Origin of the sequence: Arthrobacter sp. MSA 4-2, from assembly GCF_016405885.1 — a bacterium.
GTDB lineage: Bacteria > Actinomycetota > Actinomycetes > Actinomycetales > Micrococcaceae > Arthrobacter_D.
Genome location: NZ_JAEKGC010000002.1, coordinates 133,396 through 148,807, shown reverse-complemented (window position 1 = coordinate 148,807; position 15,412 = coordinate 133,396). Strand labels below are relative to the sequence as shown.

Below are 15,412 nucleotides of genomic sequence, written 5' to 3'. Positions count from 1 at the left end.
GGTCGTGAGGGAATTTCGGTCCAACCATGAACTGAGCGGCGTGGGGATACCGTGTGGCGATTGGTCCAAAGTGCCCGTCGACCTGCGCGGACACACAGCTAGCTATCTTAGCAGAGTTCGACCGGTCCTGCGGTGGGCGGAGCCTGGCGGGCCCCGTCAGGTGCGCGGGATGCGCCCGACGACGGCGTCGAATGCGGCTCTCGGGAGGACAGCGCCGTTGCGCCGGATGGCCGCCGGCTCGATGCGGAGGATCCGGTCCACCCGCACCTCGCTCGGGCGGCGCTTCGGATCCCAGGGTCCCGTGCCGATGTCCACGTACCGCGCGTCGGCGGAGCGCCCGTTGTTGCGGTCCCGCGAGGTGAGCGCAAGGCCCAGAAGCTGCCGCCGGTCCCGCCCGATGAGTAGAACGGGACGGTCCTTGCCCTGGCTCGGGTTCTCCTCGTAGGGCACCCAGGTCCAGACGATCTCGCCCGGGTCGGGGCGGCCGTCGGGCCGCGGCGAGTAGGTGAAGCGCCCGCGGGCAGGAAGCCGCCGCGTCGCTGCGGGGCCGGACTTGCCCGCCGGCGTCGTGGGGGAGGACGCGCGCCGCAGCAGGCGCGCTGCCGCCCGGGACCATCGGAGCAGTGCGGAAGCATCGATTGCCATGGATCCACAGTAGCGGGGCACTGCCCGTTGCCCCGGGCGCTGCGTTCGGCCGGTAAGGACAGGGCGTGGGACACTAGTAGGGCAACGGATGCCCGACGACGATCGGTCCCTTGTCAACCGTCCCGCAAGAGTGAGGAACCCACGTGTCACCCATGGCCCGCACCGCTCCGGTGCCCGCCGCCACTGATCCGGCGATCATTCGGAACTTCTGCATCATCGCTCATATCGATCATGGGAAGTCCACGCTGGCGGACAGGATGCTCCAGCTCACCGGCGCGGTGGAGCAGCGTGACATGAAGGCCCAGTACCTGGACCGGATGGACATCGAACGTGAGCGTGGCATCACGATCAAGTCCCAGGCCGTCCGGCTCCCATGGGAGGTCGACGGCACCGCGTACGCCCTCAACATGATCGACACGCCCGGCCACGTCGACTTCACCTATGAGGTTTCCCGGTCGCTCGCTGCGTGCGAGGGCGCGATCCTGCTCGTCGACGCGGCGCAGGGCATCGAGGCGCAGACGCTCGCAAACCTGTACCTGGCGATCGAAAACAACCTCACGATCATTCCCGTACTGAACAAGATCGACCTGCCGGCTGCCCAGCCGGAGAAGTACGCGGCGGAACTGGCGAGCCTCATCGGCGGGGAGCCCGAGGACGTGCTGATGGTGTCCGGGAAGACCGGCGTCGGCGTCGAGGCCCTGATGGACAAGATCGTGCGCGACCTTCCGGCGCCGACCGGGGATCCCAACGCACCGGCCCGTGCCATGATCTTCGATTCGGTGTACGACACCTACCGCGGCGTCGTGACGTACGTGCGGGTGGTTGACGGGAAGCTCAGCCCCCGCGAACGCATCCAGATGATGTCGACCCGCGCGAGCCATGAGCTCCTCGAGATCGGCGTCAGCTCCCCGGAGCCCAAGCCGTCCAAGGGATTGGGCGTTGGCGAGGTCGGCTACCTGATCACCGGCGTGAAGGATGTCCGCCAGTCCAAGGTGGGGGACACGGTTACCAACCTCGCGAAGCCTGCGGCGGAGTCGCTGGGCGGCTACCAGGACCCGAAGCCGATGGTCTTCTCCGGTCTCTACCCCCTCGACGGTACTGACTATCCGGTGCTGCGTGACGCCCTCGAGAAGTTCACCCTCAACGACGCCGCCCTCGTCTACGAGCCCGAGACGTCAGCGGCGCTGGGCTTCGGATTCCGCGTCGGGTTCCTCGGGCTGCTGCACCTTGAGATCACGCGCGAGCGCCTCGAGCGTGAGTACAACCTCGATTTGATCTCCACGGCGCCGAACGTCGAGTACGAGGTGACCCTTGAGGACAAGCGTGTCCTGAAGGTCACCAACCCCAGTGAGTACCCGGCGGGTAAGATCGCCGAGGTGCGCGAGCCCATGGTGTCGGCGACCATACTGGCGCCGTCGGAATTCATTGGCGCCATCATGGAGCTGTGCCAGCAGCGGCGCGGCGTGCTTGGTGGAATGGACTACCTGTCGGAGGACCGCGTCGAGATCCGGTACCGGCTGCCCCTGGCCGAGATCGTCTTCGACTTCTTCGACCTGCTGAAGTCCAAGACGCGCGGCTATGGGTCGCTCGACTGGAAGGCCGACGGCGACCAGGTGTCGGACCTCGTCAAGGTCGACATCCTCCTGCAGGGCGAGCAGGTCGACGCCTTCAGCGCTATCACCCACCGTGACAAGGCCTACGCCTACGGCGTCATGATGACGGGCAAGCTGCGCGAGCTCATCCCGCGCCAGCAGTTCGAGGTGCCCATCCAGGCAGCGATCGGATCGCGCATCATCGCCCGCGAAAGCATCCGCGCCATCCGCAAGGACGTTCTGGCCAAGTGCTACGGCGGCGATATCACCCGGAAGCGCAAGCTTCTCGAAAAGCAGAAGGAGGGCAAGAAGCGCATGAAGATGGTCGGGCGGGTCGAAGTACCCCAGGAGGCCTTCATTGCGGCTTTGTCCTCCGATGAGTCGAAGGACAAAGCCAAGAAGTGACGATTGGAAACACCCCCTCCATCCGGAGGGGATCCGGTGCCTAGCGCACTGCCCCTCGGACTCCCGGCGCCGTCGGACGGAGTCCTGCCCGAGCAGGCGCGCGAGGGCGCGGCTGAACGGAATTTCGGACTCTACGTCCACATTCCGTTCTGCGCCGTCCGGTGCGGCTACTGCGACTTCAACACCTACACCGCCACCGAACTGGGCGGCGGCGGCTCCCAGGACCAGTACGCCGGGACAGTCCACCAGGAGCTCACTTTGGCCGGCCAGGCGCTTGACGCCTCCGGTGTGCCCCGGCGGCCGCTCTCGACGGTGTTCTTTGGCGGCGGCACCCCGACCCTGCTTCCGGCGTCGGACCTCGCCGGCATCCTCTCCGAGGCCGTGGCCCAGTGGGGGCTGGTCGAGGGCGCGGAGGTCACCACCGAGGCGAACCCCGATTCGGTGACCGAGGAATCGTTGCAGATCCTCGCGGCGGCCGGTTTCACGCGGGTGTCCTTCGGCATGCAGTCGGCTGTTCCCCATGTCCTGAAGGTCCTCGACCGGACCCACTCGCCCGAGCGGGTCCCGCAGGCCGTCGATTGGGCGCGGCGCGCCGGCCTGAAGGTCAGCCTCGACCTGATCTACGGCACACCGGGGGAGTCCCTTGAGGACTGGCGGCATTCGCTGACCACGGCCCTGTCCTACGGGCCGGACCACATCTCCGCCTACGCCCTCATCATCGAAGACGGGACGAAGCTCGCCGGGCGGATCCGCCGCGGCGAGGTGCCACCGATCGACGACGACGACCACGCCGAAAAGTACGCCCTCGCGGACGAACTGCTCACCGCCGGCGGCCTCCAGTGGTACGAGGTCAGCAACTGGGCCCGCACCCCCGCCGACGAGTGCCGCCACAACCTGGCGTACTGGCGGGGAGACGACTGGTGGGGCGCCGGACCGGGCGCTCACTCACACGTCGGCGGCGTCCGCTGGTGGAACGTGAAGCATCCCCGGGCCTACGCCGCCGCGCTCACGCCCGGCACCTCCCCCGCAGCGGGCCGCGAGGTGCTGAGCGATCACGACCGGTACGTCGAGGACGTCTTGCTGCGGGTGCGGCTGCGCGAGGGGCTTGCGGTCGACCGGCTTGAGCCGGCGGGACGGCACGCCATCGCAGGGCTCATCGCCGACGGCCTCATCGAAGGGGCGGATGCCATCCGCGGCCGGCTGCGGTTGACGTGCAACGGCCGGCTGATGGCCGACGCCGTTGTGCGCCGCCTCCTGCCGGACTAGGAGCGCAGGGACGGTTTCCCGGCTTTGGCCGGGAGGCGGAACGGGTCAGCGCAGCGGGCGCAGGTTCAACGCGTACCGGTAGGGCCTGCCCCGGTTGACCTGGATGCCGGCGGCTACGGAGCACACAGCGATACCGACCCAGATCAGCGCGTTGACGACCGCGAACACCCCACCGAGCACGGGCATCAGCGAGAGCAGCCACGCCACGAAGGCCAGGAGAGTGGGGGGAAGCGTGAAGTTCAGCGCCTCCTTCGATTCCTGGGCGGTGAAGGGGCCGCGGTCCTTAAAGATCAGGTAGATCACCAGGGACGGCACAAACCCAAGAATGCCGCCGAAATGCGCCAGCGTCGCAAACTGCCGGTCCTGGGGCGCCGTGAGGGGCAGGGCCGTGGCGGGTGCTCCTTCATAAGCAGACCGGTTTCCGCCAGTTCCGGAGTTCTGGGGTTGATCGGCAGTGTTTGGCAACGAGTTTCTTCCTTTGCAGCGAGGCGGGTTGACCCCGGGACTTACTCTAAGGGTACTTGCTGCCGCGCGCCGGCGGCATCAGGATCCGGGAGAGCCGGCGGTGAGGAAGTCGATGACCTCCTCGACCCGGCCCAGCAGGGACGGCTCGAGGTCGGCATAGGACTTCACGCTGCCGAGGATCCGCTTCCACCCGTGGGCGACGGCGGCCTGGTCCGTGGAGGGCCAGCCGAGTCCGGCGAGGATGCCCGTCTTCCAGTCCTGCCCGCGCGGGACCACCGGCCAGGCGGCGAGCCCCAGCGCGCCGGGCTTGACCGCCTGCCACACATCCACGTAGGGGTGCCCCACGATCAGGACGTTGCCCCGGGCGCCGGGCAGGGCCATCGCCTCCTGGGCGATCCGCGACTCCTTCGTTCCGGGCAGGAGGTGGTCCACCAGGATCCCGAGCCGCCGCTGCGGACCGGGATCGAAGGCCCTCACCGCCCCGGCCAGGTCGTCCACACCATGAAGGGGTTCGACGACGATCCCCTCAAGCCGCAGGTCCTCGCCCCACACCTTCTCCACCAGTTCGGCGTCGTGCTGGCCCTCGACCCAGATCCGGCTCGCCCGGGCGACACGGGCCCGGGCGCCCTCAACCTTGACGGAACCGGAGGCGGTCCGCGTGGATGACTTCACCGGAGCGGCCGTAGGGGCGACGACTTTCACGGGGTCGCCGTCGACGAGGAAACCGTGCCCCAGCCGGAAGGTCCGACGCTTGTCGCGGCGGTCCTCGAGGACCATCACATGGAGTCCGCCGGACTTTTCCACCCGCACGACGGCGCCCACGAAGCCGCTCTGGACGTCTTCGAGGACGAGGCCGGGCTCGGCCGGAACCTCCGGCAGGACAGTGCGTTTGGGGGCGGAAATGTCCTGGGCCCCCCAGGCGAAGTCGGCCACCCTGATCTCGCTTCCGTGTGCGCCGACGCACAGTTGCTGCCGGTCTTTCCAATGCTAACAATCGTCCTGAACGTACTAGACTTAGCACTTAGGTGTGTCGAGTGCTAACCAGGGACGGGGCGCTCCGCCCAATTTCAACGCGACTGCGGAGGTGAACGAGATGAGCGAACCACGACGGCTCGAAGTGCTGCAGGCCATTGTTGAGGACTACGTGCATACCCGGGAACCGGTCGGGTCGAAGGCCCTGGTGGACCGGCACCGGCTCGGTGTCTCCTCGGCGACCATCCGAAACGACATGGCCGTGCTTGAGGAGGAGGGGCTGATCACCGCCCCCCACACGAGTTCGGGACGCATTCCCACGGACAAGGGCTACCGGACGTTCGTTGACCGAATCTCCGACGTGAAGCCCCTCTCGGCGGCCGAGAAGCGGGCCATCCAGACGCTCCTCGAGGGCGCCGGCGACCTCGACGACGTCATGGACCGCACCGTGCGGCTGCTGGCGCAGCTGACCAACCAGGTGGCCGTGGTCCAGTTCCCCCGGCTCGGCGGTGCCGCCGTCCGGCATATCGAATTCGTGCTCCTGGCGCCCCGGCAGATCCTCGTGGTCCTGATCGCCACCAACGGCACGGTGCAGCAGCGGGTCGTCCCCGTCTCCTCGCCGATCGAGGAAGCCGAACTGGCCGAGCTCAAGCAGCGGATCCTGGCCCGGGTGACCGGGGTGGCGCTGTCCTCCCTGCCCAAAGAGCTCGCCGCAGCGGCCGCCGTCCTGCCGCCGGCCCTTGGTGCCGCCGGAGCGGCGCTGATCTCCACCCTGGAGAGTCTCGGCGGAATGAGCCGTGAGGACCGCATTGTGATGGCGGGGACAGCGAACCTGGCCCGATCCACAGTAGACTTTCCCCTCAGTATCGGACCGGTGCTCGAAGCCCTCGAGGAGCAGGTGATCATGCTTCGGCTGCTCTCGGAGATGGATCAGGACGCCCGCGGCATCTCGGTCCGGATCGGCAGCGAGAACCCCTACGGAGGTCTTTCGGAGGCGTCGGTGATCGCCACCGGCTACGGGCCGGACGCCACAGCGAAGCTCGGCGTCCTCGGTCCCACCCGGATGGATTATCCCGGGACGATGGCGGCGGTGCGGGCGGTGGCGAGGTACCTGTCGCGGGTCCTCGCCGAATAGCGCATGAACCAAGCCGGATAAGCACAGTAAAGCAAAACAAGGCCGGATAACACGGCCGGATAGCAAAGGCTGACACACGACGTCGGCCGGACCCGGAACCCGGGCCGGCAGGTACGCCGGTCAGCCGAACAACGTGTTCTACAGGAAGAGATGTGCAGGAGTGAGTAATCACTATGAGGCGCTCGGTGTGTCGCAGGGCGCGAGCAGCGAGGAAATCAAGAAGGCCTACCGGAAGCTCGCGCGCAAGCTCCACCCGGATGTGAACCCGGGCCCGGATGCCTCCGAGGAGTTCAAGCGCGTCAGCCACGCCTACGAGGTGCTCTCCGACCCGCAGAAGCGGCGGGTCTACGACACCACCGGCAATGAGAACGGAACCGACAACGGCTTCGGCTCGGGCTACTCCGGCTCTGGATTCGCCTTCCAGGACATCTTCGAGACCTTCTTCGGAGGAGGGGGCCCCAGCGGCCCGCCCTCGCGCACCCGCCGGGGCCAGGACGCACTGATCAACGTGCGGATCGACCTCAAGGACGCGGTCTTCGGCATCAATAAGAAGATCGAGGTCGACACCGCGGCCGTCTGCCCCACCTGCGACGGGACCTGCTGCCAGCCCGGCACCTCACCGCAGACCTGCGACATCTGCGGCGGCTCCGGCCAGGTCCAGCGGGCCGTGCGCTCCATCCTCGGCCAGGTCATGACCAGCGCCACCTGCGGCACCTGCCAGGGTTTCGGCACCGTCATCCCCAACCCGTGCCACGAGTGCAAGGGCGAGGGCCGCATCCGTGCCCGTCGCAGCCTGACCATCAAGATTCCGGCCGGCGTCTCGACCGGCACCCGGATCCAGCTCAGCGGCCAGGGCGAGGCCGGCACCGCCGGCGGCCCGCAGGGCGACCTCTACATCGAGATCCGGGTCAACACCGACAGCACCTTCCTGCGCGACGGCGATGACCTCCATGTCACCATGAGCGTCCCAATGACGGCGGCCGCCCTGGGCACCTCGGTGAACCTCGACACCTTCGACGGGGAGCAGGAGCTCGCCATCAAGCCGGGCACCCAGTCCGGTGAGGTCGTCACCCTCCGCGGCCTCGGCGTCACCCACCTGCGCGGGCAGGGACGCGGTGACCTCCAGGTCCATCTCAACGTGGAGACCCCACGCAACGTCGACGCCGCCCAGGAGGAACTCCTGCGCCGCCTCGCCGAGCTGCGGGGCGAGGAGTCGACCGAGGGTCAGCTGGCCAGCAGCGGCTCCGGGGTCTTCGCCCGGCTGCGGGAGCGGCTGGGGAACCTCTAGCAGTGACCTATCCGCTGTTCTTCGGCGAGCCCGCCGCCGTGCGGTCCGCCCGCGTGGGTTCGGTGTTCGTCCTCGGCGGCGACGAGGGGCGCCACGCTACGACGGTACGCCGCCTCGCCCCGGGTGAGTGGGTCGACGTGGCCGACGGCGCCGGTTTCCGGCTCCGGGGCACGGTGACCGACGGGAGTGCGGGCACGCTCGCGGTCCGCGTCGAGTCCGCCGAACAGGAGGAGCCTCCACGGGAAAAGCTGGTACTGATCCAGGCCCTGGCGAAGGGCGACCGTGATGAGCAGGCCATCGAGGCCGCAACCGAGCTCGGCGTCGATGCGGTCGTGCCGTGGCAGGCCGAGCGGAGCATCGTGAGGTGGCGGGCGGAGAAGGCCCTCAAGGGGCAGCGGAAATGGGAGGCGGTCGTCGCCGGTGCGGCGAAGCAGTCCCGGCGGGCGTGGATTCCCGAGGTGTACCCCATGCTCGACTCGGGGCGGCTCCCCGCCTGGTCCGCACGCTTCGACCGGGTGTTCGTGCTCTCGGAAACCGCGGGAGAGGGCCTGGCCCTGCTCGCGGCAGGACCCTCCCAGGGCGGCACGACGGCGGTCATCGTCGGGCCCGAGGGCGGGATCAGTGAGCGCGAGCTGCTGGCCCTGCAGGAGGCCGGAGCGGCCGCCGCCCGGCTGGGTCCGCACGTCCTGCGTTCATCCTCGGCCGGTCCCGCCGCCCTGGTGCTGCTGAACCACCTGCTGGCCCGCTGGTAGGGGCAGGGCCACCCGGCCGTTCACTTGATTTCGATGGTCTTGGTGTCGGCGAATTCCTCGGCGTCGCCGGCGCCGAGGCGGAACACCGCGATTTCGTAGCGCCCCGGCGGCAGCGCCACCGTGAACTCGTACTCCCCGGTGGTGCCCGGGGAGCCGTCCAGCTCGGCCTTGCCTTCCTTCACCGTCGCCCCCGGCACGCGCTGGCCCGGTGTGGGCATGATCCCGCCCTTGAGCCGGTCAAGCGAGGTGATCCGCCAGTTCAGCGTGGACGAATCCGACCGGCCGGAGCCCGACACGACGACGGTCGAAGGGTCGCGGACGTCGCCGTCCTGCGGGTTGATGATCCATACCGGCGCAACCAGGGACGGATCGCGACGCAGCTCGCCGTCGAGGGCCGCCCCGGCAGGACCGCTGGAACCAGCCTTGCCGTCGACGAGCAGCACCACGCTGCTCGTCTCCCCGGCGCCGATCAGGCCGGCATTGGCGGCCGCCGCCGTGGCGGTGAAGACAAGCTGCTGGATGGCCAGGTGGGCCCGTGAGCTGTGGAGCCCCGGCCGGAACGCGTCCGCGGACAGGTCGACGGTGATGACGTTCCGCGCGGAGATCGAGGTCGTCACCATGGAGGCGGGCTCCCACAGGCTGTGGAAGTCGGGGTCGAATGGGCGGCCGGCGGTCATCAGGCGCACCGCGTCGGCGATGGGGTCACCGACGCTTTCCGGCGCCGCCTCACCGGTGAACTCGCGGTAGAGCAGGGCCGATCCGCTGCTGTCTCCCACCCAGTACACGGGCAGGATGCCATCGGAACCGATCTGCTCGCCGGAGGCGCTGCCCGCTTCGGCAAGCGGCCCGGCGGGCAGGACGTTCGACGACCCGGACTGCGGGGGAGCCGGAGGATCGGGGGTGCAGGCCGGCAGGAGCAGCACGCTGGTGCACAGCAGGACGCCGGCTGCGGGAACGAGGAGGCCGCGGAGGCCGAGGCGGCTCCGCCGAAGGGGATCCCGTGAATTCATGCTGAGGGCCTCCTTCACCGATCGGTATGCTGTGCGCCGTTCCGGTGAAGCCGTTGTGCGGCACGGACTGCGGGTTTCTGCGCCGGTTCCTACGGGGACGGCGTATAGGTCAAGCGTTGCACAGCGCGGGGCCGTCGAAGCCTCTGAGTCGGTCCATTGCGCGGACTGAAACGGTATCGATACCGAGATGTTGCGGACTTGGTATGTTCGCTCCAGGCAGCGCCCCCGGTGCCTGCCGGACCCATAAAACAGTCACTGCCGCCACACCATGACGTAAGATTAGGGGGCGGGCGAGCATGCTCCGCCGGAGCTGGGACACCGGAACCGGCAGGAAGCGGACCCCGCGGCAGGGGCGGAATCCATAACAGCGCGGGGCACCAGCAGCCGTGGCGGAAGACAGCGACAAGGGGCGATTGAAGGCCGTACGGCCGTACTATGAGCGAATCTTCAACCGGTATAAACGCAGCGGGGCTCGATACGAGGGTTGTGCACTTCGACTCCGGGGAACAGATGGTTCAGGCCCTGGGCACCAACGACGAAGCGCTCAAGCTGATTGAGGCGACCTTCCCCGGGATCAACCTCCAGGCCCGCGGCAACGAACTGTCGATCACCGGACCCGCCGCCGACGTCCTGCGCACCGAACGGCTGATGTTCGAGGTCCGCACGATGGCCCTCAACAACACCGTGGTCAATCCGCAGGTCCTCGAACAGCTCATCACGATGCTTCGGACCCAGAGCGTGGGCCGGCCCTCGGATGTGCTCTCGATGAACATCCTCTCCTCGCGCGGACGGACGATCCGGCCGAAGACCCTGAACCAGAAGAGCTACGTCGATGCCATCGACCGCAACACCATTGTGTTCGGCATCGGACCGGCAGGCACCGGCAAGACCTACCTCGCCATGGCGAAGGCCGTCCAGGCCCTGCAGCAGAAGGAAGTCAACCGGATCATCCTGACGCGCCCGGCCGTCGAGGCGGGGGAGCGGCTCGGCTTCCTCCCGGGAACGCTCAACGATAAAATCGACCCCTATCTGCGCCCGCTCTACGACGCGCTCCACGACATGATCGACCCGGATTCCATCCCGCGGCTCATGGCCGCAGGCACCATCGAGGTGGCACCCCTGGCCTACATGCGCGGCCGGACCCTCAATGACGCGTTCATCATCCTCGACGAGGCGCAGAACACCACGCCCGAGCAGATGAAGATGTTCCTCACCCGCCTGGGCTTCGGATCGAAGATGGTCGTCACCGGCGACGTCACCCAGGTCGACCTTCCCGGCGGCACCAAGTCGGGCCTGCGCATCGTCAACGACATCCTCCGGGGGGTCGACGACGTGTTCTTCAGCGAACTCGACGCCTCCGACGTCGTCCGGCACCGCCTCGTCGGCGACATCGTCAGCGCCTACAGCCGCTGGGACGAAGCGCAGACGGCCGAGCGGGAGTCGGCCGCCGACGGTGCTGTGACGTCGGTGCGCCGCGCTAGGACGGGGACCAAATGAGCATCGAGGTCAACAACGAGTCCGGTGTCGCGGTCGACGAGGAATCGCTTGTCCGGCTTGGGAACTTCCTGATCGACAGCCTGTTCGTCCACCCCGACGCCGACCTGTCGATCATCCTTGTGGACACCGAGGCGATGGAGCGCCTGCACGTCGAGTGGATGGACGAACCCGGCCCCACCGATGTGCTCTCCTTCCCGATGGATGAGCTGCGCCCGGGCACGCCGGGCCGGATCACCCCGGCAGGGGTGCTGGGTGACGTCGTGCTGTGTCCGGAGGTCGCCAAGTCGCAGGCCGCCGCCGCGGGCCATTCCACCCAGGAGGAGCTGCTGCTCCTGACCACCCACGGCATGCTCCACCTGCTGGGGTATGACCACGCGGAACCCGAGGAGGAGAAGGAGATGTTCGGACTGCAGCGCCAGCTCCTCAGCGACTTCCTCGGCCGGCAGGCTCCCCGGGAGACCCGGGCTTGATCATCTCGCTCCTTGCCGTCATGGCGCTGGTCTTCCTGTGCGTGGCGGCGCTCGTGACCGCTGCCGAGGCGGCCTTCACCTACCTGCCGCGGCACGAAGGGGAAACGCTCGTCCAGGAATCGCGCAGTTCGGCGCTGCGGGGAATCCTCGCTTCGCCCGCTGCGCACATGCACGCACTGCGTTTCTGGCGGGTCTGGTTCGAGATGGCCGGAGCGGTGGCCGTGGCCATCCTCTTCCACGATGTGCTGGACAACGTGTGGCTGGCAGGCCTGCTCGCCACCGCGGTGATGGCCGCCGTCGGCTTCGTCCTCGTCGGTGTCTCGCCGCGCCAGTTCGGGCGCGCCCACGCCACGGCCGTCGTGCAGTTCACCGCCGGTTTCGTCGCCTTCCTCTGCGGCATCCTCGGCCCGGTGCCGCGCTGGTTCGTCGCCATCGGCAGCATGGTGACCCCCGGTGCCCCCCGCGACGAGGCCGCGTTCTTCACCGAAGAAGAATTCCGCGAGATGCTCACGCGGGCATCCGACGCCGAAATGATCGAGGACAGCGAGGCCGAACTGATCCACTCGGTGTTCGAACTCGGGGACACCAAGGTCCGCTCGGTGATGGTCCCGCGCACCGACATGGTTTCCCTGGAGAGCGGCTCCAGCCTCGACGAGGCCCTGTCCCTGTTCCTTCGCTCCGGGTACTCCCGGGTGCCCGTGATCGGGGAGGACTCCGATGACATCCGCGGCATCCTCTACCTCAAGGACGTCGTGGCCGAGCTGCACGGCCGGGCCCCGGAGCGGCAGAGCCGCACCGTTGACGGCATCTGCCGGGAGGCGCGCTATGTCCCCGAGTCCAAGCCGGTCGGGGATTTCCTGCAGGAACTGCAGCGGGAGTCGACCCACGTTGCCATCGTCATCGACGAATACGGCGGAACCGCAGGGCTGGTGACCCTTGAGGACCTGATCGAGGAGATCGTCGGGGAGATCGTCGACGAGTACGACTCGGAGGTGCCCGAACAGGAACAGCTTTCCGACGGCGGCTACCGCGTCAGCGCCCGCATGAGCATCGACGACCTGGGCGAGCTTTTCGGCGTCGAACTCGAGGACGAGGAGGTCGACACGGTGGGTGGACTTCTCGCCAAGACGCTGGGGAAGGTGCCGATTGTCGGCAGTGAGGTCACAATTGAAGGTATCGGCCTGCGGGCCGAGCGGCTTGAAGGCCGGCGGAACAGGGTTTCACACATCATCGCCTTCGCGCGGGACAACGACCGCGGCGGGAATTTGCAGATCGACGAACAGGAAACGGCGGAAGAATATGAGCGGCGATAAGCACCGGGCGGGATTCGTGTCCCTGGTGGGGCGGCCGAACGCCGGAAAATCAACGCTGACCAATGCGCTGGTGGGGCAGAAGGTCGCGATCACCTCGGCCAAGCCGCAGACCACCCGCCACACCATCCGCGGCATCGTCACCCGGGAGGACTCGCAGATCGTCCTCGTCGACACCCCCGGCCTGCACCGTCCGCGGACCCTGCTGGGCCAGCGCCTCAATGACCTGGTGGCGGACACCCTCGCCGAGGTCGACGCTGTCGGCTTCTGCATTCCCGCCAATGAAAAGATCGGGCCGGGCGACCGGTTCATCGCGCAGCAGCTCGCCCGGCTGAACCGCAAGCCCCTCATCGCCGTCGTCACTAAGACGGACCTCGTCGACCGGGCGGCGCTCACCGAGCAGCTTCTGGCGGTGGCGGCCCTGGGCACCGAGGTCGTGGGCCCCGAGGGCTGGGCCGACGTTGTCCCGGTGTCGGCCGCCGACGGGTACCAGGTCGACACGGTGGCCGATGTCTTCAGCAAGCACATGCCCGAGTCGCCGGTGCTGTATCCGGGCGGGGAGCTGACCGACGAGCCGGAGGCCGTGATGATCGCCGAACTGGTCCGGGAGGCCGCGCTCGAGGGGGTGCGGGACGAACTGCCCCACTCGCTGGCCGTCGTCGTCGAGGAGATGATCCCCCGGGAGGGCCGCAGCGAGGACAACCCGCTGCTGGACATCCACGTCAACCTCTATGTTGAGCGTCCCTCCCAAAAGGCCATCATTATCGGCAAGGGCGGCGCCCGGCTCCGGGAGGTCGGCACGAACGCCCGGCGCGGCATCGAGGCGCTGCTGGGCACGAGGGTCTACCTCGACCTCCACGTGAAGATCGCGAAGGACTGGCAGCGGGACCCGAAGCAGCTGGTCCGGCTCGGATTCTGACGGGCACATCTCTGACCGGGCACGTCCTGGCTTAAACTCTCGTTGGTCCTGTAGGACCTCTGGTGGCGCACGGCGCCGCCCGTACTATTCTGAGCCCAAGGAGGCTGTATCCGTGAGTGAACAAAGCGGTTTATCGGCGCCGGTTCCTGCCGGTCCGCCGCCCGGCCGGCACCTGCGCCGGTCCAAGGGCCGGCGGGCGCTGCAGGCGGCGGCCTTTGCACTTTCCGCGATGCTCCTCGCGGCGGCGGCCTTCGCCGCGGTCCAGGTCTTCCGTCTGCAGTCCAATGTGGAGACGCAGCCGCTGAACCTCGGTGCCGACCAGGAGGATAAACTTCCCGTCGACCTCAGCACCGACCCCGTGCAGATCCTCATCCTCGGCAGCGACACCCGCACCGGGAACAGCGGCGAGTTCATCGGGGGAGAGGACCTCTCCTCCGGCAGCGGCAACTCCGACGTGATGCTGCTGGTGAACCTCCCGGCTGACCGTTCGAGCGTCTCGGTGGTCAGCCTCCCGCGGGACCTCCTGGTTCCGCTGCCGAGCTGCGAGGACCCTGAGACCGGCGAACCGTCCCCGGCCATGGATCTGGGCCAGCTGAACACGGCCCTGAACTCCGGTGGACCCGGCTGCACCGTCGCCGCGGTCAATGAGCTCACCGGGCTCAGCGTCGACCACTTCATGAACGCCGACTTTAATGCGGTGAAGGAGCTGTCCAAGGCCGTCGGCGGCGTCGAGGTCTGCGTCACCGAACCCGTTGAGGACGAATACTCCGGGCTGAGCCTGCCCGCCGGAACCAGCGAGGTGGAGGGCGACCAGGCCCTGGCGTTCCTGCGGACCCGCCACGGATTTGGCGACGGCGGGGACGAGGGCCGCATCCGCGCCCAGCAGTCGTTCATGGCCTCCCTGGCCCGGAAGGTCCAGGAAGAGGGAACCCTGACCAACCTGCCCCGCCTCTACTCGATTGCCGAGACCCTCACGAAGAACCTCACCGTCGACGAAGGCCTGTCGCAGGTCACCGAGATCCTCAAGCTTGCCGACCGTGTGAAGAACGTGGACCTGGCCGACATCGCCTTCGTGACGCTTCCGACGATCCCGTGGGACCAGGATCCAAACCGGCTGGTACTCGATCCCGGGCCCGCCGAGGAGCTGTTCGCGGCCCTGCGCGAGGACCGGAGCCTCACCGGCCCGGAACCCACGGCCTCAGCCTCGCCCGGGGCCGGAACCGCCCCTGCCTCCCCGCCGGCCTCACCGGCCGCCCCCGCGGCCCCGGCGTCGCCGGAGGCTCCGGCGATCGACCCGGCGTCGGTGCCCCTGCTGGTCGTCAACGGCACCGACAGTCCCGATCGGGCCGCAGAACTGCAGCAGATCCTCCGCGGCGAGGGCTACACGCTGGCCAACACGCTGCAGTCGACCGAAATCCCGTCCACCCAGGTGCTCTTTGGGCCGGGGTACGAAGCGGCGGCGGCAGAACTTGGGACCCGGTTCGGCATCGCCGATGTCCAGCTCGTGCCCAGCGCCGCGGTCACCGGCATCGAGCTGTCGGTCGGCGCCGACTTCGCCTCAGGGTCGAAGGTCGCCTCGGCGGGCCTCGACGACGGCCTGAAGGGCCAGACGGCGGAGCAGGCCACCTGCCAGGCGGCCTCCGGACTCTAGGACGGGAACGCGCGGCACCGGCCTTCGGGGCCGGT

14 protein-coding genes are annotated in these 15,412 nt (G+C 68.3%); 10 read left to right on the top strand and 4 right to left on the bottom strand.

What is annotated here, in order from left to right:
* Positions 1-156: 156 nt before the first annotated feature.
* The gene (locus I6N91_RS02485) at positions 157-645 is read right to left on the bottom strand and encodes a type II toxin-antitoxin system PemK/MazF family toxin (protein ID WP_198810341.1); all 489 of its coding nucleotides are present in this window, start codon (positions 643-645) and stop codon (positions 157-159) included.
* Positions 646-788: 143 nt separating this feature from the next.
* On the opposite strand from I6N91_RS02485, the gene lepA reads away from it, so the two are divergent.
* Positions 789-2,642, top strand: coding sequence for a translation elongation factor 4 (lepA, locus tag I6N91_RS02480; RefSeq protein ID WP_198810340.1), 1,854 nt, complete (start codon positions 789-791; stop codon positions 2,640-2,642).
* 36 nt (positions 2,643-2,678) lie between these two features.
* Positions 2,679-3,908 carry a radical SAM family heme chaperone HemW gene (hemW, locus tag I6N91_RS02475; RefSeq protein WP_198810339.1) on the top strand — a complete coding sequence of 410 codons (1,230 nt, stop codon included), beginning with the start codon at positions 2,679-2,681 and terminating at the stop codon, positions 3,906-3,908.
* A gap of 45 nt (positions 3,909-3,953) precedes the next feature.
* Here hemW and I6N91_RS02470 read toward each other — a convergent pair whose 3' ends face one another.
* Together I6N91_RS02470 and I6N91_RS02465 are read right to left on the bottom strand one after the other, a co-directional pair.
* Positions 3,954-4,373 carry a DUF4870 domain-containing protein gene (locus tag I6N91_RS02470; protein WP_198810338.1) on the bottom strand — a complete coding sequence of 140 codons (420 nt, stop codon included), beginning with the start codon at positions 4,371-4,373 and terminating at the stop codon, positions 3,954-3,956.
* Between the two features lie 78 nt (positions 4,374-4,451).
* Positions 4,452-5,306 carry a DUF3097 family protein gene (locus I6N91_RS02465; RefSeq protein WP_198810337.1) on the bottom strand — a complete coding sequence of 285 codons (855 nt, stop codon included), beginning with the start codon at positions 5,304-5,306 and terminating at the stop codon, positions 4,452-4,454.
* Positions 5,307-5,466: 160 nt separating this feature from the next.
* Here I6N91_RS02465 and hrcA point away from each other — a divergent pair, with 160 nt between their 5' ends.
* The 3 genes from hrcA to I6N91_RS02450 all read left to right on the top strand — a co-directional run bounded on the left by hrcA (position 5,467) and on the right by I6N91_RS02450 (position 8,520).
* Positions 5,467-6,480, top strand: a complete 1,014-nt coding sequence (gene hrcA / locus I6N91_RS02460; RefSeq protein WP_198810336.1) for a heat-inducible transcriptional repressor HrcA — start codon at positions 5,467-5,469, stop codon at positions 6,478-6,480.
* 160 nt (positions 6,481-6,640) lie between these two features.
* Positions 6,641-7,768, top strand: a complete 1,128-nt coding sequence (gene dnaJ / locus I6N91_RS02455; protein WP_198810335.1) for a molecular chaperone DnaJ — start codon at positions 6,641-6,643, stop codon at positions 7,766-7,768.
* A 2-nt stretch (positions 7,769-7,770) separates the two neighbouring features.
* Positions 7,771-8,520, top strand: coding sequence for a 16S rRNA (uracil(1498)-N(3))-methyltransferase (locus I6N91_RS02450; RefSeq protein WP_198810334.1), 750 nt, complete (start codon positions 7,771-7,773; stop codon positions 8,518-8,520).
* A gap of 20 nt (positions 8,521-8,540) precedes the next feature.
* On the opposite strand, the gene I6N91_RS02445 is transcribed toward I6N91_RS02450, so the two are convergent.
* Positions 8,541-9,530, bottom strand: a complete 990-nt coding sequence (locus tag I6N91_RS02445; protein ID WP_198810333.1) for a GerMN domain-containing protein — start codon at positions 9,528-9,530, stop codon at positions 8,541-8,543.
* A 435-nt stretch (positions 9,531-9,965) separates the two neighbouring features.
* Between I6N91_RS02445 and I6N91_RS02440 the strand changes: the two genes are divergently transcribed.
* From I6N91_RS02440 to I6N91_RS02420, 5 genes are all read left to right on the top strand, one after another.
* Entirely contained in the window at positions 9,966-11,027 is a 1,062-nt protein-coding gene (locus I6N91_RS02440; protein WP_198810332.1) for a PhoH family protein, read from the top strand.
* Positions 11,024-11,497 (top strand): rRNA maturation RNase YbeY, encoded by a 474-nt coding sequence (gene ybeY / locus I6N91_RS02435; protein WP_198810331.1) that lies wholly within the window; start codon positions 11,024-11,026, stop codon positions 11,495-11,497. Before I6N91_RS02440 ends, ybeY begins: the two co-directional genes overlap by 4 nt.
* A 20-nt stretch (positions 11,498-11,517) precedes the next feature.
* Positions 11,518-12,810: a hemolysin family protein gene (locus I6N91_RS02430; RefSeq protein ID WP_374058909.1), complete on the top strand. Its 1,293-nt coding sequence runs from the start codon at positions 11,518-11,520 to the stop codon at positions 12,808-12,810.
* Entirely contained in the window at positions 12,797-13,726 is a 930-nt protein-coding gene (gene era / locus I6N91_RS02425; RefSeq protein ID WP_120165494.1) for a GTPase Era, read from the top strand. The genes I6N91_RS02430 and era overlap by 14 nt, the downstream gene beginning before the upstream one ends.
* A 112-nt stretch (positions 13,727-13,838) precedes the next feature.
* Positions 13,839-15,377 (top strand): LCP family protein, encoded by a 1,539-nt coding sequence (locus tag I6N91_RS02420; protein ID WP_198810329.1) that lies wholly within the window; start codon positions 13,839-13,841, stop codon positions 15,375-15,377.
* Positions 15,378-15,412 lie beyond the last annotated feature (35 nt).

What these genes read in the sequence shown, in the direction of transcription:
- I6N91_RS02485 (WP_198810341.1), bottom strand. Translation starts at nt 645, where the DNA reads ATGGCAATCGATGCTTCCGCACTGCTCCGATGGTCCCGGGCGGCAGCG.
- hrcA (WP_198810336.1), top strand. Translation starts at nt 5,467, where the DNA reads ATGAGCGAACCACGACGGCTCGAAGTGCTGCAGGCCATTGTTGAGGAC.
- I6N91_RS02445 (WP_198810333.1), bottom strand. Translation starts at nt 9,530, where the DNA reads ATGAATTCACGGGATCCCCTTCGGCGGAGCCGCCTCGGCCTCCGCGGC.
- I6N91_RS02440 (WP_198810332.1), top strand. Translation starts at nt 9,966, where the DNA reads ATGAGCGAATCTTCAACCGGTATAAACGCAGCGGGGCTCGATACGAGG.
- ybeY (WP_198810331.1), top strand. Translation starts at nt 11,024, where the DNA reads ATGAGCATCGAGGTCAACAACGAGTCCGGTGTCGCGGTCGACGAGGAA.
- I6N91_RS02430 (WP_374058909.1), top strand. Translation starts at nt 11,518, where the DNA reads ATGGCGCTGGTCTTCCTGTGCGTGGCGGCGCTCGTGACCGCTGCCGAG.
- era (WP_120165494.1), top strand. Translation starts at nt 12,797, where the DNA reads ATGAGCGGCGATAAGCACCGGGCGGGATTCGTGTCCCTGGTGGGGCGG.